Annotated in this window: 24 protein-coding genes; 10 read left to right on the plus strand and 14 right to left on the minus strand. The window is 37.7% G+C overall.

The window, feature by feature from the left end; all coding sequences use genetic code 11:
- Positions 1-16 precede the first annotated feature (16 nt).
- The 4 genes from BK584_RS08810 to BK584_RS08825 all read right to left on the minus strand — a co-directional run bounded on the left by BK584_RS08810 (position 17) and on the right by BK584_RS08825 (position 5,370).
- Positions 17-925 carry a carbohydrate ABC transporter permease gene (locus tag BK584_RS08810; RefSeq protein ID WP_078392262.1) on the minus strand — a complete coding sequence of 303 codons (909 nt, stop codon included), beginning with the start codon at positions 923-925 and terminating at the stop codon, positions 17-19.
- Between the two features lie 73 nt (positions 926-998).
- Positions 999-2,369, minus strand: coding sequence for an ABC transporter substrate-binding protein (locus tag BK584_RS08815; RefSeq protein WP_078392263.1), 1,371 nt, complete (start codon positions 2,367-2,369; stop codon positions 999-1,001).
- Positions 2,370-2,414: 45 nt separating this feature from the next.
- Positions 2,415-3,989, minus strand: coding sequence for a beta-N-acetylhexosaminidase (gene nagZ, locus BK584_RS08820; protein WP_078392264.1), 1,575 nt, complete (start codon positions 3,987-3,989; stop codon positions 2,415-2,417).
- A 538-nt stretch (positions 3,990-4,527) separates the two neighbouring features.
- Complete coding sequence (locus BK584_RS08825) at positions 4,528-5,370, minus strand: NYN domain-containing protein (RefSeq protein WP_078392265.1); 843 nt, start codon at positions 5,368-5,370, stop codon at positions 4,528-4,530.
- 375 nt (positions 5,371-5,745) lie between these two features.
- Between BK584_RS08825 and BK584_RS08830 the strand changes: the two genes are divergently transcribed.
- From BK584_RS08830 to BK584_RS08855, 6 genes are read left to right on the plus strand one after another with little or no spacing between them, the layout of a single operon-like run.
- A complete protein-coding gene (locus BK584_RS08830) occupies positions 5,746-6,564 on the plus strand; it encodes a hypothetical protein (protein ID WP_078392266.1) in 819 nt (272 codons plus the stop codon).
- A complete protein-coding gene (locus tag BK584_RS08835) occupies positions 6,564-7,742 on the plus strand; it encodes a hypothetical protein (protein WP_078392267.1) in 1,179 nt (392 codons plus the stop codon). The genes BK584_RS08830 and BK584_RS08835 overlap by 1 nt, the downstream gene beginning before the upstream one ends.
- A 19-nt stretch (positions 7,743-7,761) precedes the next feature.
- The gene (locus tag BK584_RS08840; RefSeq protein WP_078392268.1) at positions 7,762-8,133 is read left to right on the plus strand and encodes a GntR family transcriptional regulator; all 372 of its coding nucleotides are present in this window, start codon (positions 7,762-7,764) and stop codon (positions 8,131-8,133) included.
- Position 8,134: 1 nt separating this feature from the next.
- Positions 8,135-8,824, plus strand: a complete 690-nt coding sequence (locus BK584_RS08845) for an ABC transporter ATP-binding protein (RefSeq protein ID WP_078392269.1) — start codon at positions 8,135-8,137, stop codon at positions 8,822-8,824.
- The gene (locus BK584_RS08850; RefSeq protein WP_078392270.1) at positions 8,821-9,636 is read left to right on the plus strand and encodes a hypothetical protein; all 816 of its coding nucleotides are present in this window, start codon (positions 8,821-8,823) and stop codon (positions 9,634-9,636) included. Before BK584_RS08845 ends, BK584_RS08850 begins: the two co-directional genes overlap by 4 nt.
- 18 nt (positions 9,637-9,654) lie before the next feature.
- Complete coding sequence (locus BK584_RS08855; protein WP_078392271.1) at positions 9,655-10,818, plus strand: hypothetical protein; 1,164 nt, start codon at positions 9,655-9,657, stop codon at positions 10,816-10,818.
- Between the two features lie 29 nt (positions 10,819-10,847).
- Here the strand turns inward: BK584_RS08855 and BK584_RS08860 are convergent, their stop codons facing one another.
- A complete protein-coding gene (locus BK584_RS08860; protein ID WP_078392272.1) occupies positions 10,848-11,579 on the minus strand; it encodes an MBL fold metallo-hydrolase in 732 nt (243 codons plus the stop codon).
- A 134-nt stretch (positions 11,580-11,713) separates the two neighbouring features.
- Here BK584_RS08860 and BK584_RS08865 point away from each other — a divergent pair, with 134 nt between their 5' ends.
- A complete protein-coding gene (locus tag BK584_RS08865; protein ID WP_078392273.1) occupies positions 11,714-12,217 on the plus strand; it encodes an RrF2 family transcriptional regulator in 504 nt (167 codons plus the stop codon).
- 21 nt (positions 12,218-12,238) lie between these two features.
- Here the strand turns inward: BK584_RS08865 and BK584_RS08870 are convergent, their stop codons facing one another.
- A complete protein-coding gene (locus BK584_RS08870; protein WP_169871149.1) occupies positions 12,239-12,850 on the minus strand; it encodes an RIO1 family regulatory kinase/ATPase domain-containing protein in 612 nt (203 codons plus the stop codon).
- Between the two features lie 2 nt (positions 12,851-12,852).
- On the minus strand, positions 12,853-12,978 hold the full coding sequence (locus BK584_RS25335) for a hypothetical protein (RefSeq protein ID WP_281255741.1): 126 nt from the start codon (positions 12,976-12,978) through the stop codon (positions 12,853-12,855).
- A gap of 433 nt (positions 12,979-13,411) precedes the next feature.
- Here BK584_RS25335 and BK584_RS08875 point away from each other — a divergent pair, with 433 nt between their 5' ends.
- From BK584_RS08875 to BK584_RS08885, 3 genes are read left to right on the plus strand one after another with little or no spacing between them, the layout of a single operon-like run.
- Complete coding sequence (locus BK584_RS08875; RefSeq protein ID WP_245808820.1) at positions 13,412-14,248, plus strand: metallophosphoesterase; 837 nt, start codon at positions 13,412-13,414, stop codon at positions 14,246-14,248.
- Between the two features lie 16 nt (positions 14,249-14,264).
- A complete protein-coding gene (locus BK584_RS08880) occupies positions 14,265-15,680 on the plus strand; it encodes a GAF domain-containing sensor histidine kinase (protein WP_078392274.1) in 1,416 nt (471 codons plus the stop codon).
- Positions 15,661-16,308 (plus strand): response regulator, encoded by a 648-nt coding sequence (locus tag BK584_RS08885; protein WP_078392275.1) that lies wholly within the window; start codon positions 15,661-15,663, stop codon positions 16,306-16,308. The genes BK584_RS08880 and BK584_RS08885 overlap by 20 nt, the downstream gene beginning before the upstream one ends.
- On the opposite strand, the gene BK584_RS08890 is transcribed toward BK584_RS08885, so the two are convergent.
- From BK584_RS08890 to BK584_RS08920, 7 genes are all read right to left on the minus strand, one after another.
- Complete coding sequence (locus BK584_RS08890) at positions 16,264-16,650, minus strand: VOC family protein (RefSeq protein WP_078392276.1); 387 nt, start codon at positions 16,648-16,650, stop codon at positions 16,264-16,266. The two genes, BK584_RS08885 and BK584_RS08890, sit on opposite strands and share 45 nt — an antisense overlap.
- Complete coding sequence (locus tag BK584_RS08895) at positions 16,647-17,633, minus strand: S-adenosylmethionine:tRNA ribosyltransferase-isomerase (protein WP_078392277.1); 987 nt, start codon at positions 17,631-17,633, stop codon at positions 16,647-16,649. Before BK584_RS08895 ends, BK584_RS08890 begins: the two co-directional genes overlap by 4 nt.
- Positions 17,633-18,349 (minus strand): SDR family NAD(P)-dependent oxidoreductase, encoded by a 717-nt coding sequence (locus BK584_RS08900; RefSeq protein ID WP_078392278.1) that lies wholly within the window; start codon positions 18,347-18,349, stop codon positions 17,633-17,635. The genes BK584_RS08895 and BK584_RS08900 overlap by 1 nt, the downstream gene beginning before the upstream one ends.
- Positions 18,350-18,760: 411 nt before the next feature.
- Positions 18,761-19,423 (minus strand): type 1 glutamine amidotransferase domain-containing protein, encoded by a 663-nt coding sequence (locus BK584_RS08905; RefSeq protein WP_078392279.1) that lies wholly within the window; start codon positions 19,421-19,423, stop codon positions 18,761-18,763.
- 118 nt (positions 19,424-19,541) lie between these two features.
- Complete coding sequence (yidA, locus tag BK584_RS08910; RefSeq protein WP_078392280.1) at positions 19,542-20,354, minus strand: sugar-phosphatase; 813 nt, start codon at positions 20,352-20,354, stop codon at positions 19,542-19,544.
- Positions 20,355-20,397: 43 nt separating this feature from the next.
- A complete protein-coding gene (locus BK584_RS08915; RefSeq protein ID WP_245808821.1) occupies positions 20,398-21,348 on the minus strand; it encodes a ribose-phosphate diphosphokinase in 951 nt (316 codons plus the stop codon).
- A gap of 266 nt (positions 21,349-21,614) precedes the next feature.
- Positions 21,615-22,709, minus strand: a complete 1,095-nt coding sequence (locus BK584_RS08920) for a Gfo/Idh/MocA family protein (RefSeq protein ID WP_078392282.1) — start codon at positions 22,707-22,709, stop codon at positions 21,615-21,617.
- Between the last annotated feature and the right edge of the window lie 119 nt (positions 22,710-22,828).

A 22,828-nucleotide genomic window follows, 5' to 3' on the forward strand; every position in this document is an offset into this window, starting at 1 on the left:
TTTTGCCCCCCATATTCTAAAATTCTACGTCACTAGACATCAATTTAAATTGAAAGATTGAAGCCAAAATAATAACAATTCCAAGCGCAAACGACTCTGCTGCTGCAAGCCCAAATTGATAATATTCGAATGCATGTACATAAATTAAATAGGCAATCGTTGTTGTAGCAAAGTTTGGCCCACCTTGAGTCATTAAATAGATACTCATAAATACTTGAAATGAACCGATTATACCCATTACTAATAAATACAACGTTGTAGGTTTCAAGAGTGGAATTGTAATATTCCGAAACTGGGACCACGAACTGGCGTGATCAATATCAGCTGCTTCATAGAGTGAACGTGGTATGCCCCCCAGTGCTGCCAAATATAAAATAATTCCAGCACCATGTCCTGTCAGCCAGCTCATCAATATCAGTGCAAATAGTGCCGTGCTGCTACTTCCAAGCCACATTTGATTATCGATTCCGATATAATTTAAAATCATATTTAAAAGCCCCATGTTTGTCGGATCATAGATCCAAAACCATACAAGCGCCATCGTAACACCTGAAGCTACGGTAGGTAAGTATAGAGATGCTTTAAAAAATGTCTGCATCTTTTTACCTCGTGGGAAGATAAGTACAGCTAAGACGAGAGTAATGGCAACACTTACTGGCACTGTCGCAACTGTGAAAATGAACGTATTTCGCATAGATCGCCAGAATATTTCATCGTTTAACATCTGCTTATAATTATCTAAACCGATAAAGGTTGAACCCATCACATGGTAATTTTGAAAGCTCATTATGAACGCATAAATAACCGGAATAAATGTAAACAACAGAAACACAAGTATCGGCACTGTGATAAACACATAGCACCAACCATAATCACGAAAAAATAAGTTTATTTTCGACGGCTGGACTTGAGCCTTTCTTTCCATCTGGATGCACTCCTTTACTTTGAGATAGAAGAGGAGGCCTCCCCTCTTCTATTCATCATAATTGTCTACAGTATTAAGGTTTAAACTGCCCAGACTCCGCCTCAGTTTTAAACTTGTCGAGTGCTTCTTGAGGCGTCAATTCTCCGCTAATTAGCCCTTGAAATGTAGGTACAACAACTTGAGTCTTAAACATGTCATCTTTTGCAGCTAATTCACTATTAATTGTGTTTGGAGGGAGTACATTTCCAGCCAGACGTTGAGCAGCCAATTCATTCTCTTCCGACAATGGTAAATCATAATCATTTGCTGCTTGCGCATGAACAATCGGCAACGCAAGTGCAGATGAAGTCATTCCAATTGCATCTGAACCGGCTAGATGTTCAAGTACTTTTACGCTATTAGCAACATGTTCATCTGTGGCATTACGTTGAGTAAAGAGCAAATACCCTTCAGACCCACCTTGTGCAACCTCTTCCGCTCCTTCATTATGCGGAATTGGTAAAATAACGAACTCCAGCTCTTCACCTTCAGTTTCACCATTTCTAATTTCTTCATTACGCGTTTCTACCATTGGTTCTGAGTAGGGAATTGCTCTACCAAAGAACAGTGCTTGATAGTTATAAAACATTTCTTGGCGTTTCGTCGCATCAATCGCTGCGGTTTCAGAAGGCATGATACCATCATCGCGAAGCTTCACAATAAACTCCATCGCTTCTAGTATCTTTTCATCATCCCATTCGATTCCCTCTTCCGTCATTCGATAAGGAATGCCGTTGTTTCTTGCAAGGTGGTCTAGTAATTCTTCATCAACACCTTGGAAGACAAACCCATATTGTGGTTCTCCATTATTGTTTTCTTGCTCGCCAATTGAAGCAAGCTCGTAAAATTCATCCCACGTCCAACCTTCCGATTGGATTTTTTTATAATCAACACCATATTCCTCTAACAGAGCTTTATTTCCACCCCAAACATGTAGATACTGATAAAGTGGTAACCCATAAAGTGAACCTTCTAATCTCATATGATCAAGAGCAATATCATCATAATCGCTTAAATTGATGTTAAGTTTATCGTCAATATCTACTAATAATTGTGTTTCTTTATATTTTCCAAGAGGACGTCCGAAATAAAGATCCGGAGGAGTTCCAGTATTTAATGCAATATCAAACTTTTGTAATCCTTCTGCCCACGATAAAATTTCATACTCCACTTTAATAGTAGGATTCTCATCTTCGAATTCTGCGATAGACTCCTGAAGCTCACCTTCATAGTCCCCATGTACAGGGTACGTCCACACCGTGACGACATCTTGTTCTTCAGAACCACTATTACCATTTCCACCTGAACTCTGTTGCGAGCCACCGTCACTATCTCCGCCACCACAAGCTGCTAAAGTAAAGATCATTGCACCAGTTGTCGCAGAATATAGAAGCCATTTCTTCATTTCTTATTTCCCCCTTAAACGATAATATATATTGCCATGCCGTATCTAAATGCCAACACCACCTCCCTCACGATGCGTAGTAACTGGGAAGTCCCCGTAAGCTTCAGCCTTTTCATATAAGAAATTAAATGCGGCCTTAATAGCAGACTCTGTATGTTCATATGTAGAAACATATGTAAGGTTTTTCGGAATAAATCCGTAATCATATGGATTTTGAGTTCCTATTACAATTGGTTCGTGACCTTGCCTCACTAATTCTTTTATAAACACTTGTTGAAACGATCCCTCTTCTATTGATCTAGATGCCATTATAATTTGCTCATACGATGCAGCAATAGCGAGGTAATGATCTAATAATTCGCCCTTATTAATGGGTACGAATTCTGCAAGTTGTGAATCGAGGACGGCTTCAATTGGCCTTTCATTTTTTCGTGGATCTTCTGCTAAACTTTGCTTTGATTTTTCCGGATAAAAGACAAGCACTGGTTTAGACTCGTCTAACCTTCTGTCTCCAATTGCCGTAATTCCCTTCTCGTAAATAGCTGCAGCTCTTCCCTTATTTTCAAGCGATCCAACTTTATCAATATCTTTCACTTGTGGAAGTTGAGCCCATGACAGGTAGCGGTCTTTCATCTGAATTACACGCTTGTAGGAGTCTTCTAACCGATCATCTAAAGACTGGTCCTTACTAATTTCCTTTGTAAATACATCAACGGTCTCTTGTTGTCGTTCGAATCGATGAGAAACCATTAATAAATCGACTCCGGCTTGAAATGCTTGTAATGCACCTTGTGCAGTACCAACTGTTCCAGCAATCGCATCCATTTCAAGACAATCGGTCACGACTACACCATCAAATCCTAATGTTTCACGTAACAAGTCTTTAATAACTTGTTTTGACAATGTTGCGGGTAACGTTGAATTAGACTCGAATGCGGGAAAAACAACATGAGCGCTCATGATCATATCTGCTCCGGCTTTCATACAAGCTTGAAATGGTACAAGCTCTACCTCAAATAAACGTTTCCTCGAATGGGTGATAATCGGCAATGCATGATGCGAATCCACATTCGTATCTCCGTGACCTGGAAAGTGTTTTAGCGTCGTCATTACACCTTCGCTTTGCATTCCTTTCATCATTGCTTGAGAAAAAGACGCTACTTTTTCTGGGTCTTCTCCAAAGGAACGCACGCCAATTACTGGATTCTCTGGATTATTGTTAACATCAACAACAGGAGCTAAATTCCAATTCACACCTAGGGCTCTCATTTCTTTCGCAGTTAGTTTCCCAACTTCATTTGCATATAGAGGCTCACTTGTAGCACCAAGCAACATCGCCCCTGGGAGCGTTGTTGTATCATCACCTAGTCTCCTAACTGCTCCATTCTCCTGGTCTATACATATGGCAAGTGGCCTTTCGTGACCTGCCTCTTTTGCTAGTTGCTGCAATTGTGTGGTTAGTTCAAATAACTGCTTTTTATTTTTAATATTCCGACTAAAAAGGATGATATTTCCGATGAAATGCTCTTGAATCATTTGCTTAATACCTGGAGTGACAGTTGTTCCATTAAAACCAAAAACAAATAATTGTCCTAACTTTCTTCGTTGCCTTTCCTCCATAACGATTCCCTCTCCCTTAATATAACTGAATAATGTGTAATAAAAGTCTATTCCTTGTCCTTTAACTCCATTCCATCTACTATCTAAAACCACCAATTTTTCTAACAGAAATTCAGTAAGAATAAAAAAGCCGATTAAATAAAGCGCTTTCTAAATGAAATGATGCATGAAGAGTTCTCAAAACAAATAATACGTATGCTACAAATACATAATGTCATAACAAATATACCAGATGATTAAAACATTGAACAGTATTTTTTGAAAATAAAAAACTGTCCCTAAAAACAGAATGACAGTTTTTTTGACAATATATTTTTTTCGAGGTTTAAATTCTGCAGATTTGGGAATCAGATAAATAATAGAGAAAAGAAGGCATATAAAAAGAGACAAGGTATGTCCTTGCCTCTCATAACGAATTTGTCTAACGCATTAATGTTTTAGCGAATAATAACGAATCATTTGTCTACCACTATAATATGAGAGACTTATCTACAAGTCAACCCTTAAGATTCGACAAACATTCCTCTATTTCTCTAAATTACGCTCTAGATAAGGGTGCAATCCAATTGCGCCCTTGTTCTGTTAACGCCAGACTTGGTTTGACATCTCCGTTTTTTAGTTCTTTATTCTCAGATCCAATTAGCTTCTCCACTTTCAATAAATCAATTAGTTCACTAGCAGAATTTGCCGGAATACCAAATTTAATAGAAAATTGGTTTCTAAGCCATGGAGCTCCTAAATACAATTCATTTTCAGAGCCAAATCGATTTTCCCATTCGTCGATAAACCGAAGTGCATCAATTTTATAAGATTCCAGATGATATTCTTTTATTTCTAGTTGTAAGAACTCTCGCAAATCTTCGCTATAATGAGAGTAATTGGTAATATCGGTATGCTTTGGAGCTGCTTCTGAAAGATAATATAGTTCTACTCGTTTTCCTTTATACATTAACCTACTCATAATAGGAACCATATCACTGTCAGCAGTAACAAATACATAACAAGAAATGTTCTCATCTTTATAAGTACTCTCAATTGCATCAATACATAACTCAATGTCAGATGAATTTTTTCGTGAATCGCCTTCTTTATCATTTGAATATACATGGCGAATCTGAACGCGCTGTTTTTGCAAATCTGTTAAACTGGAGCGAATACGTTGAAAATCAGCATAAGCACGGAATGTTCTTACTTGGTTTTGTCCGTATCTGTCCCACAAACAATTAAACAAATTCTTTTCTTCTGTCTCGTGGTTTGGATTATGATTATAACGGTTCATTAATGTCCAATAAACATTATCATAGTCAACAAAAATCGCTACATTACTATGCTCTTTTGTTCTAAATGCATTTGTTCGATCTTCTCTCTGAACTCTGCTCATTCTTTCAGCTGTTTTTTAACGATTGCTCGTTGCCCTCCCAAAACAGCCTCCCTCCTATTCATTCCCATGAGAGCGATGTCTTGTCGTCCATTATCGTGTTGTCGCATCAGTGAAGATAGTACTCTTAGTGTACGACAATTTATACCCCTTGCCTACGAAATTTTACAAAAACAAGGTTGGGCAAATTCAGTAGTAGTAAGATTCCCGCTTTTTAATTAGTTAAAACCTCTTCATGTAAATATATGATTTTCCCGTTGTTTTCATTCGAATAAACTAGTTGTCAAAATACTTGTTGACAAACAAGTGTATGAACCATATAGTACATACATATAGACTGTATGAATCGCATAATACATACACAGATGGAGGGATCGAATGTCTTTTATCAAATTGCTTCACTTTGAAATGAAACGCATTTGGAAGGCTTATGTTTTATTAGTTTTGCTTGTAACCGTAATGCAATTGGTCTCTATTTGGATAGCTTCTCGCAATAGAGTAGCTAACTTAGAAGCGTCTGCCAAACAACAAGGGTTAACCCTTGATCAACTCGGTCGAGATTATTCCTTTGATGGCGCTGAATTGTTTAATTCATTACCGATTATTGGTTCCATTATGTTATCGATCGCTGTACTACTTATCTATATGTTGCTAATTTGGTATCGAGATTGGTTTGGTAAAAACACAGTTATTTATCGCCTTCTCATGCTACCAACAAACAGAGCCTCACTTTATTTTGCTAAGTTAATAACGATATTCTCCCTTGTACTTGGATTGCTCTCACTTCAAATTCTTTTAATAATTGCAGGAGTCTCTATAGCAACGTCCATTATTCCTACGAACTTTTTTTATCATTCTCTCTCTGTAACTTCTGTCATTCAATACGGAGGACCTTTTAGTATTTTTCTCCCATCAACCCCATTATTTTTTGTCCTTGTATATGGGCTTGGTTTCACTTTTTTAAGCGTTGTCTTTACAGCAATTTTATTAGAACGTAGCTTTCGAATAAAAGGGTTGGTGTTTGGCGCGATGTACTTAGCGTTCATATTTACGGTGTTTATAAGTATTCTAGAAATGAGTTCAACCTATTTCTTTTTCTCTGAAACACTTTTAGTTATAGCAGCGACCGGTGTTATCATCCTTGTTTTGTCCATTTGGTTAAGTATTTATTTCTTACAGAAGAAGGTGACAGTATAATGATCTTCAAACGATACGGTTTCCTATTCGCTTTTTTCGCTACTTTGTCTGTCATTATCTCCTTATTTTATGTTCACCTAGGGACAGAAACAAAGCTTGAAAAAGAGCCTTTTGAGTGGACTACAATAAATGGAAACAGCAGTTATTTAAATGACTTATATTTTTCTGGATCAATACAACAATATAACTCTCTGGCTAACTCTTACTTATTCGAAGCCCCGGGTGGCACGATTCAATACAGTGATCCACTTTCGATTTTAGAACGGTACGATTCGACAGGACAACCCGAGCTTGATCGAATTATATTTAAAAACCGCTCATTATTTCGGGGTATTCACAATTCGCAACAGCTCGTTGCTGAAGATGAAAACTTTATAGCCGTTGTTCATGAGGAATATGATCCTATTACCCGCTCAAATCAAACGGTCGTAACAAGTTTTTCTGCAGATAACAATAAAAAAAGCAGTCTACAGATAAAGAGCCCAAATGATGTGGATTACAGTTGGTTTGGAGAAGGATACATAAAGAATGATACATTGTTCTTTACCGCATCTCTTTCTTCTCACTTCTATAACGAACAGAATGATATTCATGAAACTGAAGAAAGATCTGTCTATTACGCTGTCGACTTGAAAACGAATACGGTCACCGAAACGGTATTTCTTGATGACTTGTTGCTAGATGATTCTTCATCAGCAACAATAAGCTCAATTGATTTATTTTCTTTGCACGACACAGCCGTAGTAACGATAACAAATGAGGCGGATGCAGTTATTCATTACGCCACCATTGACCTTGAAAATGCGACAATCACAACACTGGATTACGAGTCACAACGACCTTTTCAAATCGCTGAAAATGAACAGGCTCTGCAATTTATTTCATATGATACTGAAACGATTACCTTATATGAATGGGAAAAACAAACACCAGAACAACTTGAGCTTGTAGCAACTTTTCCTTCACCAATTCAATTTGCAGATGATTCTATTCAGCTTTTTCACGTCAACGAACAATTGCTCTATATTCTTGCTAATAAAGAAACAGCTATTGATTCAGAAGTAAGATATACACTTTATACCGTTGGTCTTAATGATGAAGAAATACTCTATACAGGGGAAATGAGACCATCGCAAGAAAATGTCCACTTCTCATTCCAAGTTTTAAAGAGCATGTAGACGAGAAGGGAGCAACACGATGAAAATTCAGTTTAATAACCGTGAGCCTGTTTATATACAAGTGATTCGATACTTTAAAGAACAAATTGCAACTGGTCAACTTATCGCCGGAGAGGAAATTCCCTCCCGGCGCGAACTTGGCGCTCTTTTAAAAATTAACCCTAACACTGCACAAAGAGCTTATAAAGAAATGGAGGAGGCATTGTTGATCCATACTGAACGAAACAAACCAAGCCGTATCACATTTGATCAAGATATACTCGACGCGATTCGATCCGAACTTATTCATGAGTCTATTGATACATTTGTGCAGTCCATTCGTAGTATCAACGTTCCACTAGATGAGGTCATTGACTTGATGAAACAGCGTTACAATAAGGAGGATAATTAATATGATTAAAGTAAAAGGCGTCTCAAAAAAGTATGGTCGGAAAAAAGTACTCCACGATGTATCTTTTACAGCTCTCCCTGGAGAAATTACGTGTTTAATAGGAATTAACGGTGTTGGTAAAACCACAATCTTAAAAATCATTACGAACTTAACTCCTAAGAGTGGGGGAACAATTACAATTGATGGAGAACCTCTTAAACCAAAAAGTTATGAGTTAATTACGTTTATTCCTGACGCCATTCCTATGCCACCTTCAATGACGATTAATGATGCTATTATCTTTATGGATGATTTCTATAAGAGTTGGAATAATGAACGAGCAGAAGAACTTTTACTATTTTTTAAATTAGATCGCAGGACTAAAATTGGCGATTTATCAAAAGGGAACACCGCAAAGGTAAATTTACTTCTCGGACTCTCCTTGGACGTGCGCTATATCCTAATGGATGAACCCTTTTCCGGCATTGACATTTTTAGTAGAGAGCAAATTACTAATTTATTTTCAAGCGGATTCTTAGAAGATCGTGGTGTCCTAATAACAACTCATGAAATTAAAGACATTGAACACTTAATTGACAAAGCGGTTTTTCTAGATGAAGGGGTCATACTGAAGGAATTTAAAACAGAGGATATGCGGCTTCAAGAAGGGAAATCGATAGAAGACGTTATGCGTGAGGTGTATCAGCCTTGAACTACCTTAAACTAACACACTTTGAATTGAGACGTGTTATGCCTTTTTTCCTTAGCGCTATTGGTCTATTTGCTTTAATTCAATTTACGCTCGTTTTTTTCTATCAACGTCGTCTTTATAAATTTCTTTCAGAGGAATTACGAAGTGGCGGGACGATTGAGACCTTTGCTCTCGATTGGGGACCCATCTCACTTTTTTCACTAGCCAACACTTCCCCCTTTTATATAGGTTCGTTTTTGCTTATTTTCGCAACAACTATTGGGTATTCCCTATTTATTTGGTATAGAGATTGGTTTGGGAAACACCTATTTATTTATCGACTTTTGCTTATGCCGGTTCATCGAATGACCATTTACTCTGCTAAATTCAGTGCCATCGTGGTGATGCTGCTTGCACTTGTTGCTTCGCAGCTTGTATTTATTCCACTTCAGACGCAGTTACTAACTATGAATTTACCAAATCAATTAATTGAACCTGCTTCTTTTTCTCTTTTATATTCAGCAAATTGGTTATTTGGTCCCGCATTTTCTATGGAGGTTCAAGCAAGTCTCACAATTTCCCTGCTTGCGCTTTTATTATTTTCACTTTTTCTAATCGTTTTGTTAGAACGCTCCTTTCGTTTAAAAGGGATTTTTATTGCTATTGCTTATTTAGCTACGGTTGGTGGGATTTCTATTGCATTACTTTTGTTTTTGAATCGCTTTTTATACCTCTCAGAGCTTTATGTTGTAACCCTAATTCTTTGCTTGCTCTTTAGTGCACTCGCAATCGTTCTATCTTTTTATTTACTCGTAAAAAAAATTACTGTATAGGAAGGGGCCTAGGAAGCAATGAGACGTTTTTTGTATAGTTTTTCACTCATCTTCTTTCTCTTTATTGTTTTTACTTGGCATGCGATTACCGCTATGACTCAAGACTCTATGGAAGAGCCCCCATACGTTTATGTCACTTTAGCTGGCTCAACAAGTGTTTTTGAAAATCTAACGATTGAAGGTTATGCTCATCAACAAGGATCTAGCGAACCCTTTTATTTATTCAATGAGAAGGACCAATTCTTATCTGGTCTGAGGAAATTGGATACATTTTCAGATCCGGTATTAGATGAATTATCGGCTGATCACCGTGCTTTTTTTCGAGGAAAACGGCATGAACACTCATTTTATATCGATGATACATTTATTGTATCTGCCAATTTACCAAACTCTTTTACTTATGGTACCAAAACAAATGATCTTTCTGTTAGCTGGCTTGAACGAGAAACAGGAAAGACACTTTCCTTTACTACACCCATCGATTTCGACCATTATTATTCCTTTATCGTCGACATGCAGATGAGAGGAGATACATTGCTTCTCCTCGTAGAACAAAGTACACGATCTAGTACTGAACTTGTTTTATATGAAATTAATAATTCAACACATTCCTTAACAGATCAGCAAATTCTTTATACTCTTCCAAATAATGATGATAAATATATTACTATTATTAGTGACAGCTTTTATTTTAGCCCTTCCTCCTATGCAGCTTGGTCTGTTTATGGTTGGGAGACGGATACAAATGAGCTTAATTTTTATTCCTATGATTCTACTGAAACGAAAACGCTTGATCTTGGATCGAAAATAAAAGAAGGGGCGAACTCTTCTTTTAGCGCATTTCAAGATGGTGAGCAAGTTATCTTTATCGAACATCTATATGATAAAAAAGTTGCGAATGTACGGTATTTAATGATTGATCTTAGGGAAGGAAAAGCATCTGATATGCACGAAACCCTTCTGAGAAATGAAGATATAATAACAGTAAAACAAGCGAACGGTTTTCTCTATTTCATCACTGCTGTTAACAACTTGAGCAACGAATTAGCCAAGATAACTGTGATCGATCCCGTTACGAATGAAGAAATTCATGAAGGAGTCATACAATACACCGATGGTAGCTTTCGTACCGGTCATTATTCTTTTGATTTCTATGACACACAAAATGACAACCAGAAATAAAGGCTGTCATTTTGTCTTTTATGAAAAATTCACTCTTGAGTAGAAATAAGGAAATCTGTTGCAACTTGAAAACCTCTCGCTCTTGCTTCAGCTAAATCAAATCCATTATCCAAATGCATACAACACACAGTTGTGCGTGCATCATTAGGAACCACTTCTGTTAATTCTCTCAACGACATGTGTACATTACCTGGGTAATCAGCCCAAGATGTATCTTGAAAAAAAAGATCGTATTCATTGTTTATTAACTTTCGCAAAATTGCTTGCGGAATCAGATTGGCATCTCCGCTATAGTACATGTACTCATTTTTTGATTTAAATTCATAACCATAACAATTCAACTGATCTGCGTGACTTACACAAACTGGCGTGACGTCATAAGGACCAAATTTTCCACCTTCACCAATCTCTAACCAGTTGACTTGTTGATCTTCGACGCCCATTTTTCTCATTAATGACTTTGCCTCTACTAAAACATCTTTCGGTGCAAGTACTGTGAGTTTTGCCTTAAACGTTGGTACCATCTTGAAATAAGAATAAAAAATTAAATCTCCTAATGAACCGATATGGTCAGGATGGAGATGAGTTATTAATACAGATATTTGAGTGACTTTATTAAGAACTTGATAGTCAACTAACCGATGGAATGTTGCACTCCCACAATCAATCATAAACAACTCATTATCCGCTTTAAAAAAAGCTCCATTATTCCCTAAATCTGTATGAAAAGCACTACCGCAGCCAATAAACGTAAGCATCATTCAAAACTCCCTTCTTCAAAAGCAACTTACTTATTAGTAATTTAACATATTTTCATAGAGGTAAAACCATTTGCTTTTCTAAACGTGTTCATCTTATAGTAAATTAAGAGAACTTATTGTAGGGGAGAGATTAAATGAAAATAAAAAGCGGGGTAGAGCAAGCAGTTTGTATTCTCGTTATTCTTGCTACTCAATCTGACAAACAACATGTCAAAAGTGAGACCATTTCTACAAGACTACATGTTTCTCCTTCATATTTAAAAAAAGTCATGCGAAAACTTGTTATTAGCCGCTTAATTACAAGTGTCCCTGGAAACAGTGGTGGATTTTCTCTTGCTCGATCTCCAAATTCGATTACAATGCTTGATATACTTGATGCAATCGAAAGCGATAAACCTTTTTTACAAACTGAAGGGTTGATCCAAAGGGTATTTCCAGAAACAACAGCAGCGGAAGCAGGGTCCGAAAGACTTGAAAGAATTTTTTTAAAAGCCGAGAAATCTTACCGCTCTTCCCTTCAGGAAACGACACTGGCCGAAGCCATACATCAAACATTAAATCGCGAAACAATTGAACTGGTTAACTGGAACCATTCCCTTGGATCTCCTGATATTGAAGAATTAAAAGAAAAAAAATAGAGCACGCTTGTCATAGCTGCTCTATTTTTTTATAGATTGGTATATTTTAGCTACCACATTCATTAGCCATCTTGGAACTTTCTTAGGAAAGTAGAAACGATGATAGTGAGTAAGATACCCCTTTTTTAAATCATCCCATTGGGAACAATCTTTCCTCTGTGAAAAACGTGCAATGTCAATGATGTGCACTTTATTATCCTTAGTTACTAGTAGATTATGCAGATGAACGTCTGATGGATTTAAGCCCTTATTTCTTGCTGCATTTAAAGCCTCATTTACTTGATTCACATGATTTTCTGTTAATCTCACGCCTTCAATTAAGCATTGGTAAAATGTCTTTCCCTCAATATAATCCATAACTATATAGTTTTTACCACTCATATAAACAGAAGGGTAATAAGGTATTCCCTTTACTTTTTTATAATTCCGTGCTTCATCTTGAGCAATATGTTCAAATGGAGGATAAAACACTTTTATCGCCATATTCACATCTTTTATTTTAAAAACATAAGCGCTTCTGCCTTTACCAATAAGCACTAATTCTTCAGGAACGTTTACCAGGTTTGTTTTTCCACCCTTATTTTCAAAAACAATCTCTGTGACAAATTCGGTGTAGTCTTCTTTTAATTCCACAATCATCTCTTCTTCTGTTGCTTTCGTTTGACCAGTTCTTTTTTCACAAATGGAACAACATGTTTTTGGGCTTGTTTTAGACCTTCACGTATTGCTTTTGATTTCATTAATTTTGTTAACTTTGACACACAGATTTCCTCCTTTTTCTCAGGTAACTGCGGCAAAAGCTCGAAAAAAAACGAGACCTTTGCCCAGTTTGGACAAAGGTCTCGCAAGCAGCAAAGATTTGCTGCCAGCAGTGCCGAGGATTTCTCCTGTAATGACGACAGCTGCTTTTATGCTACTCCCCTTTGGGACGTTGCTTTAATTAATTTTCACTATAAGCTATTGGATATAAGTATTCAATACAATCCACTCTTTCACACAGACTCTTTACATTGCATTTACAATGTTTGAAATATGTAGGACTTAACGATCGTTCGTGAATCACAATCATACTGAATGTTTAACAGTATTAATCAACGTATATTTTACTAAGCAATTGCTCATTCACTTCGGAATGTTCAGCTTCTCACCTCTATGCTAAACTAGATTTACTACCGCAAAAGGGAGACGTGCTATTTGTTTACTCGCAAAACGATCATTATAAGTACTGCTTTTTTTGCCGCTGCTATCGTCTTTTTTTATGCTCAAAATAATTGGCTTGTTCAAACATCTTACACAGTTGAGTCTGCAAATATCCCGCCAGAATTTAATGATTTTACAATTATTCAACTGTCTGACCTTCATAGCAAAGAATTCGGTGAATCTAACCATCGACTTTTATCTTCCGTTCAAGCTAAAGAGCCTGATGCTGTGTTTGTAACAGGAGATTTAATTGATTCCTATACTCCAAACAATGGAGAAGGCGTCTTTTTGATGGAACAACTTGTCAACATAGCTCCAGTATACTATGTAACCGGAAACCATGAATGGCGCTTAGGCATTGTCGAAGAACTACAAGAGAAGTTAGAATCGATTGGTGTTGAAGTATTACGTAATCAAGCAACTACAATCTTCAAAGATGATGCAGCAATCGAACTAATTGGCATCGATGATCCTGACAGTAATCAAGATTATGCACCAGTTGAGTTTACAACAGCAGCCTTAAACACAGTTCAATTCGATAAAGAACAGTATCAAATTCTTTTATCTCACCGACCAGAGACGTTCTCTGCATATAAAGAAGCAAAAATAGATTTAGTATTTACAGGACATGCACACGGCGGCCAAATTCGATTGCCCCTTATCGGAGGAATCTTGTCTCCAGGTCAAGGGCTTTTCCCGGAATTTTCTGAAGGACTTCATGATGCGGAATATACCACAATGATTGTCAGCCGTGGACTCGGAAATAGCTTATTCCCACTTCGTCTTTTTAACCGTCCCGAAGTGATTGAATTAACACTAAAGTCTATTTAAAAAAGGAGACTAATTCATGGGTAGATTAGGAACGATTAAGACTATTTCTAAAACGCTAAATGTGGAAACGGACCTTTCTACTATGCTACAGCTAGTCCTCGAATCTCTTTTAGATGAAACAGACTTTTCAAGTGGCTGGATTTTTTTAATTGACCGTAGCGGCATGCACCATCTTTATGCTCATGCTGGACTCCCCCCAGCACTAGCACGTGATGATTGCGCTCCATTAAAAGCAGGAGGTTGTTGGTGTAAAACAGATTTTCTTCACGGAAAGCTAAACAGCGCTGTAAATATGTTACGGTGTCAACGATTGGAGCGAGCCGAGGAACGAAACTGGGGGAAGACAACAGGCATCACCCATCATGCAACGATCCCCATTTATGCTGGAGAAGAGGCGCTTGGGATATTGAATATAGCCCACCCAAGGAAAACATATTTTGCAAATGAAGAATTAGAGCTCTTGGAATTAGTCGCTCTTCAAATTGGTACTGCAATTAAACGTGTAGAACTTGTCAAAAAAGAATATGATCGAGCTCACCTTTATAGTCAACTTGGGTTATTTTTACAAGAGCTCCATCATACAACTAAACGTTCAAAAGAAGATTTGCTTCACCTTATACATACATTTTTTCCTTTCACTCAATTTGTTCTGTCTATCTCTGATACTCTTCCTAATGGTGTTGCCGGAGAAACCTATCTACGCCTCACTCCTAGCCGAGAAGTGACAGACATACAAGCTGAAATTACCAATCATATCGCTGCACACCTTGCTCTTTCCTTCGAAAGAGACAGAATAGAAGCTGCCACAAAAGAACTCACTGAAATGAATGAACGGCAGCGCTTATCACGTGAACTTCATGATTCAGTCAATCAACTATTGTTTTCTGTCAATATGACGATTGGTGGACTAACCCTCCGGACAAAAGAACATACAACAAAAGAAAGACTTGAAGAAACAAGCGTTCTAGTAAACGCTGCATTAAATGAGTTGAAAGCTATTATTCGCGGGTATCGTGGGGAGGACCTTGATAACGGACTTTTTTATGCAATTACGCAATATACTCACTTAATTAAACTAAACGCAAAAGTTGAAATAATTGAACCGTTAGAACTCCCTTCAAAAATAGAAGGAGCACTTTACCGTATCGCCCAAGAAGCATTAAACAATTGCAAAAAACATGCACAGTCTGATTCAGTTCATATTTCATTGAACTATCAAGAGAAAACACTCTGTTTAACGATCTGTGATAATGGAGTTGGATTTAATGAAAATAAACCAAATTATTCGTTTGGTTTATCATCAATTTATAAAAGGGCAGACGAACTTGGTGGTGTTGCCACACTTAAGTCTAAACCCGGTAAAGGTACACAATGGAGCATTACAATCCCATATGATCGGAGTGTCATTCATAATGAAACTGGTAATAGCTGATGATCATCACATAGTCAGAAAAGGACTTGTTTATTTTCTTGAGTCTCACCCAGATATACAGATCCTCGCTGAAGCAGATAACGGGGAAGATGCTATTCAAGCTTATAAAAAACATAAACCTGATCTATTATTAATGGATATTGAAATGCCGAAAATGAACGGAATTGAAGCAACAAAAAAAATACTCGTTTCTTATCCTAACGCAAAGGTATTTATCTTGACGAGTTATTCTGAAAAGGATGTTGTTATCCCAGCTCTTGTCGCTGGTGCTTGTGGCTATCAATTGAAAGATGCAGACCCATCTCTTCTCGTTCATACGTTAAAAGCAGCTCTTAGTGGTGAAACACCATTAGATCAAAGAATTATGAAACATGTTCTTTCACATATGGCAAACCCTTCGAACGAGCAAGAGAAAAGACTAGCACGTATAACAGAGCGAGAACTCGATGTTCTAAAAGAAATTAGCACTGGTAAAAGCAACAAGGAAATCGCATCAGCTTTGTTTATCACTGAAAAAACGGTCAAAACCCACGTTTCCAACTTGCTAAATAAACTTGAACTAAATGACCGTACTCAAGCAGCATTATTCGCAATCCAAACTGGGATCGCAAAACCTGCTATTTTTTGATGTCATCACTAATTCAATTTCATTTCCTTTATTATCAGCAAAATAAAAAGACCTTTCATTCTCTTTAAGTAAGACTGTCTCTACCAGTTCAAACTCATATTGGAAGAGACAGTCAATATAGGAAGATGCATTAGTTTCAGACACGGAAATAGCCAGATGGATCGGCTGGGTACTAACCGGTCCGTTGACAAGTTCTACAATTACCTCACCTTTCCGTAAAAAAAATAGTTTTTCTTTTTCTATAGTGAGCCCAGTAACCATTTGAAAACCCCATTTGATGACATATTCACGCCATGCTTCTTCTAGAGAAGAAACATGTATTCCAATATGGTGGATTTTCATCTAACACTCTCTTTCATAATGAGATTCATATCACCAAATTCATGCCATAGATAGCTTCTTTCAATTGCTTCTTTATAAACGGAATGAACGGCATCTTTTCCAATAAACGCTTCCAACATACGCATATGACTTGCCTCTTCTTCGTGAAACCCCGTTAGCATGCCATCAACGACAGTTAATTGATAAGCTTCTTTTATATATAGATTTGTTTCTTTATTACAAGCTACCACTACACCTTTTTCACTCGCTGATTCTAACGCTCTGACAACCGTTGTTCCAACCGCAATTACCTGACGACCTGCTGCTTTTGCGTGATTTATAAGCTGTGCTTGTTTAGCGTTAATTACATATGGCTCTGGATGAAGAGATGGTGTCGGCCATTTGTCTTTCCCATAATAACTTAACCCTGCATGGAGTGTAATAAAAACAAGCTCAACACCTGCTTTTTTTAATTCATTGAGCAACCGCCAAGTAAATGCTCTTCCTGCAGAGGGCATTTCCACAGATCCTGGTTGACTAGCATATACCGTTTGATAATCGGATAGTGGCCAATTAGCCGCTGAATGTTCGTAGCGTACAACATCTCCTTGTAAATAAAGATTGTTTAACATGCTCGTATTCCTTGTAGTGAACTGTATTCGTTTTAAGGGCTTCTCTGAACCATCGCCAATGACTCTAGCTGACACTCCCGTTTCAAAGATTAAATCACCTGAAAAAGCTTCTGGTAGTAGAGCATCCCATAGGTGATGAGTTAGTTGACGGGATAAACGTACTTCAATTCCCTCAACTGTTTTTATTACAGCTGGTATTGTGCGACTATTATTAAAAACAAGAACGTCACCAACTTGAAAATAAGAGCAAAGATTACGAAATACATCATGGTATATTTCGTTTTTACTATACGTCAGTAAGCGTACATCTTCTCTTGATTTCCCAAAGCGTTCAATTGGAGTATCTGCATTTAATAAAGGAGGCACTTCCATCAATTCTCCCCCCTTTGTTGATAGACAATAGCCTCTTCTCGACTTCCATTTATAGCACTTGTTTCAAGTAAAAAATCAAATACGTCTAATCGCTGGACCGGCGCATCTAGCTCATAATCACAATCTGGTACTGCTAAATTATGCATCTCAGTGTCCATTTCTCCTGGATCAACAAGATGAAATCGAACTCCAGTATCCGCACACTCATTAGCCCATGTCTGTACAAGACCTTCAACAGCAAATTTCGAAATGCCATACGCACCCCAACCTGAAAAACCAGTTTGACCAGCCTCTGATGTTAATGTAATGACAATACCTTCACCTTCCATAAGCATTCCTGGTAGGACTTGCTTTGTCACTAAATATGGAATGAGTGTATTCGTCAAAAGCACTTCTTTAAATACTTCGTTTGGATAATCCAGTAATAGTTCTGGACCAGGTCCAAAAATAGATGCATTATTAATTAAAACATCTACTTTTCTATAGATAGAAAATACAACTCCTACAAAACGTTCAACATCATCTGAATTTGACATATCTCCAGCAAGTGCAACGACATGATTCCCTGTCTTTTCTAGCTCTCTTTTTAAAGCAGTTAGATCACTGTCCGTCCTTGCTGTAATAGCTAAATCGTACCCCTTTTTTGCATAATGCCAGGCAAGCGCCCTTCCTAATCCTTTTGTTGCGCCTATAATCATCATTACTTTCTTTTTCATGTCCTTTTTCCTCCAATACTTATTTCTATCCTTTATGATAAGTAAAACCATAAGTATTGGCTTCAAACGTACGAGGTGTGTTGATCTACACATTTAGATGGAATCGAATACATCGATAGTATGGGGACATATACCATACAAAAAGGCATACCACTCAACCATACCTAGCTCTTGCTTCTAGAAGTGCCTTATTCGCATCTTCTTTTTCACTAATCAAATGAGACCTAACTCTACGCGTTTATAAAGTTCAGCAACCATTCCTTCACTACATTGTCCGTCATGCACGAGTTCAATATCCTCTTTTGCATATTAAATTAACTAGGATGAAGATGGCGCTTGCTCCACTGCACAATTTAAAGTTGTTCCAAACTTCTAAAGAAAAACCTCCTGAAGTCCTCAGGAGGTTAGATTTTATAATGCTGCTATAAATTGTTTTGCTGTTTCAATTGATGACTGTGGATTTTGACCTGTCACCAGCTTTCCATCTGCATACACATTTTCTTCCCAGTTTCCTTTACTAACAAAGATTGCTCCTTCTTTACGCAAACGTGTTTCAAGGAGAAACGGCATTTGATTTACAAGTTCTACGTCTTCTTCTTCTGTATTCGTAAATGCAGTTACCTTTCGATTCGCTACAAGAAACTCTCCATCTTCTAGTAATACACCAGTTAAAGCAGCTGGTCCATGACAGACCGCACCGATCCCCTTATTAGCACCAGCAAAATCACGTAGCAGTTGCTGTAATTCTTGGTTATCAGCTAAATCAAACATTGCCCCATGCCCACCTGGCATAAAGATTCCATCGTAATGAACAGATTGAAGTTCAGTAAGTGGAATTGTACGTTTTAGTAGCTCTGCTAATTCATACCATTTTTCAGGAATATTACCATTTTCTAAACTAGCTTCATCAATTGGCGATTCTCCACCTTTAGGACTTGCTACTGTCACTTGGTAACCTGCTTTTATCAATTCTTCGTAGGGCTCAGTGAATTCGGACAGCCAAATACCAGCAACGTGTCCATTATCCATTTCTTTACCATTTGTTACAACCATTAATATATGTTTTTCAGCCATTTTATCTCTCTCCTTACATGATTATTAACATTCATTCATACCAATGTGTTCCCCTCATTCATGATGTTAAACAAAAAACGACTTATAGGAATAAATTTCCACAAGTCGTTTTTTAATATCATTTTTTTAACACGTACTCTCTAATCGCATGGGCTACACCATCTTGATTATTTGACAACGTTTCTACATCAGCAACTGCTTTTAATTCTGGTATCGCATTTGCCATCGCTACACCACAGCCTGCATACGTAATCATCGATAAGTCATTGCCATTATCACCAATGCACATCACTTCATTTTGACGAATACCAAGTTTCTCTGCAAGATGTTTAACCGCATTACCTTTGCTCACTTCTGGATGAAGGATTTCATAAAAAAACGGTGCGCTTTTTACCATTGTATACCGTTCACGATAAGACGCTGGGATTTTTGCAATTGTTTGTTCGAGTTTACCTGGCTCGTCAATAAACATTACTTTTGGAATTTCTATTCCAGCATTGACCTGCTCCAAAGCGCAATAACTTAACGGAACTTGGGTAACGTATGATTCATAAACAGTGTACGGGCTAATATCCTTATTTGCTGTGTAAAGTCGCTCTGCGTCAAAGAAATGCATGGGAGAATCTAACTCTTCTGCAAGCGCAGCTAGCTCTTGTAAATCACTGTGAGCCAACGCTAAAGAAACGACTGCTTTATTAGAGAAACTATCTTGGACGAGTGCGCCATTATATGCAATCACATAATCGCCTTCTTGATTTAATTCGAGGTCTGTTAAGTAACGTGTAACTCCTCCAAGAGGCCTTCCCGTACAAAGAACGATCGTCACTCCGATCGCTTTTGCCTCTATTAATGCACGTTTCACTTCTTCAGTCACCTGATGCTGGTCATTTAATAACGTTCCATCCATATCAATTGCGATTAATTTATACATCTTTTCCACTCCGCTCTTACTCTCTATTTATCTTTTCATTAACCTATTGGAACAGTGTGCTTACAGATTTTTCGCGATGCACGCGGTAAATTGCTTCAGCTAATAATTCACCAATTGAAAGAACTTTCATGTTTGAAAGCTTTTTTGCGTCCGTCAATTCAATTGTGTTTGTAACCACGACTTCTTCTATAGGGGCAATTTCTAACCTTTCAACTGCTGGTCCAGTTAAAACTGGGTGTGTACAACATGCATAAACCGTATTGGCACCATACTCCACTAATGCATGTGCAGCAATCGTTACCGTTGCAGCTGTATCAATCAAGTCATCGATGATAATAGCGTCTAACCCTTCTACCTCACCAACGATGTTTACCGCTTGTGGAATTCCTGGCTCTGGATGTCTTTTATCAATAAATGCGATTGGAGCATCTAAATATTCAGCTAAACGTCGGGCTCGACCTAGCCCGGATGTATTCGGAGCAATAATGACTGGCTTTTTTAAGTTCTTTGCTTGAAAATACCTTGCTAAAATAGGGATTCCTTGTAAAGGGTCTAAAGGAATATCAAAAAAACCTTGAATCTGCGGTGAGTGAAGGTCTACTGTCAAGATTCGATCAGCCCCAGATGTTTCAAGTAAATTAGCTATCAGTTTAGCTGCAATTGGCTCTCTAGAGCGGGCTTTGCGATCCTGTCTGGCATATCCAAAATAAGGGATAACAACATTAATTGTTCTGGCTGATGCGCGTTTTAACGCATCAATCATTATGAGCAGTTCCATTACATGTTCATTTCCAGGTTGACCCGTAGATTGGACGATAAAGATATCGGCGCCTCGAACACTCTCTTCAATATTGATTTGGACTTCTCCATCACTAAAACGTTTTACTGAACTTTTTCCAACCTCACAACCAAGTATTGAAGCCACTTCTTTCGTTAATAATGGGTTTGAACGCACCGTAAATAACTTAAACTTATCATTTAATATATAACCCAAATCAATCACCTCCATATCAGTTACATACCATTTATCTTATTTAATTTTAGCTTACTTTCTACTACACCACAAATAGCAGGACATCCATCTTTTTTTATTCTCCTAAGGATACCTACTTTTGTTTTATTTTGCTTTCTACAAACGTAAACAGAAACTTTTCACATCCTTCTCTTACTTACATTTACTTCATACGTGTACATTGACTTCTTTATAAATTTTTATGAGAAAAAAGCTCCATTCCATCTTTGGAATGGAGCTTTTTCAATTCAAAAACCCCTAGTGGTCATTGTAAGTGGGAAGGCATCTGGTTGATGACACGTGCTTTGCATTTTGTAATGACACTCGTCTTCCGATGATTGTAAAATACCATGCATCGCTTCCAACACATGATAAGCAAGATCGCCACTCGCTCTATGTTTACGCTTGTCACTTATCGCTTGAGCCATATCAAGTACACCTAATCCCCTGCTATTTTCTTGGAAGCCATACACCAGCGGAACTTCTTGAAAAGTCATTTCACCTTGTCGTTTAATGTAAATAGGTCCACCAAAAGTATTAGGGTCTGGCACAATTAGGGAGCCGGTTGTTCCGTGAACTTCCATATTAGGTGTATTAGATCCCCAAACATCAAAGCTTGTTACAAGAGTTGCGATCACTCCATTTTCAAAATCAAGTAAACTTGAAAGATGAGTTGGTGTCTCTACCTCAATCATCTCTCCAAACTTAGGAACAGAAGTGATCATCCTTTCTTTAAATGCTTTTCCAGTTGATGATGTCAGTCGCTTAATCGGACCAAATAATGAAATTAAAGCAGTTATATAGTAGGGACCCATATCAAACATAGGCCCTGCTCCTACTTTATAAAAAAAATCTGGATTAGGATGCCAGCTTTCTGGACCATGACCCATCATAAATCCATTAGCAGAAACTGGTTGGCCAATCCAGCCATCGTCAATTAACTTGCGGCAAGTTTGCAAACCTCCGCCAAGAAATGTATCAGGAGCGGCTCCAAGTAACACCCCTTTTTCATTTGCAATTGTCTGTAACTCATCTGCTTCTGTTAAAGTTAATGCCAGCGGCTTTTCACCATAAGAATGTTTCCCTGATTCAAGCGCACGTTTATGTACAACGTAATGAGCTGATGGAACCGTTAAATTAATAACAATTTCAATATCTTTATTGTTAAAAAAGTCGTCCATCGTTTGCGCTTCCACACCTCTATATTTTTCAGCTTGCTTCACCGCTTGAGCAAAATTTAAATCTGTGCACGCAATCACTTGAATTGCGTCAAACCGTTCATTTAATTGAAAATAGATGTCGCTAATATTCCCACACCCGACAATACCTGCTTTTACTGCCATAAGTCTCTCCCCTTTCCACAATCCTCCTTCATTATAGCGCTTACACTTTTATGCGTAAACCATACCTTCAAGACACTCCTCGTGTATTTTTCCGCTTATAAATCATTATTTATAAGGGC

Source organism: Shouchella patagoniensis (assembly GCF_002019705.1).
Classification (GTDB): domain Bacteria; phylum Bacillota; class Bacilli; order Bacillales; family Bacillaceae_D; genus Shouchella; species Shouchella patagoniensis.